This window comes from Bacillus sp. BP-3 (assembly GCF_028401955.1).
In the GTDB taxonomy this organism is placed as follows: domain Bacteria; phylum Bacillota; class Bacilli; order Bacillales; family Bacillaceae_G; genus Bacillus_A.
Genome location: NZ_JAQOTJ010000066.1, coordinates 1 through 501 on the forward strand (window position 1 = coordinate 1; position 501 = coordinate 501).

Genomic DNA, 501 nt, shown 5'->3' on the forward strand with positions numbered 1-501 from the left:
TATGTTCTTTGAAAACTAGATAACAGTGTAGCTCATATTTTTTTAATTTTGGTTAAGTTAGAAAGGGCGCACGGTGGATGCCTTGACACTAGGAGTCGATGAAGGACGGGACTAACACCGATATGCTTCGGGGAGCTGTAAGTAAGCTTTGATCCGGAGATTTCCGAATGGGGAAACCCACCATACGTAATGGTATGGTATCTTTATCTGAATACATAGGGTAAAGAAGACAGACCCAGGGAACTGAAACATCTAAGTACCTGGAGGAAGAGAAAGCAAATGCGATTTCCTGAGTAGCGGCGAGCGAAACGGAATCTAGCCCAAACCAAGAGGCTTGCCTCTTGGGGTTGTAGGACATTCTATACGGAGTTACAAAGGAACGAGGTAGACGAAGCAGCCTGGAAAGGCTCGTCATAGAAGGTAACAACCCTGTAGTTGAAACTTCGTTCCCTCTTGAATGTATCCTGAGTACGGCGGAACACGTGAAATTCCGTCGGAATC

1 rRNA gene is annotated in these 501 nt (G+C 45.5%); it reads left to right on the forward strand.

From position 1 onward, the window contains the following. Positions 1–50: 50 nt before the first annotated feature. A 23S ribosomal RNA gene (locus tag PLX19_RS26005) occupies positions 51–501 on the forward strand; the annotation flags it as partial.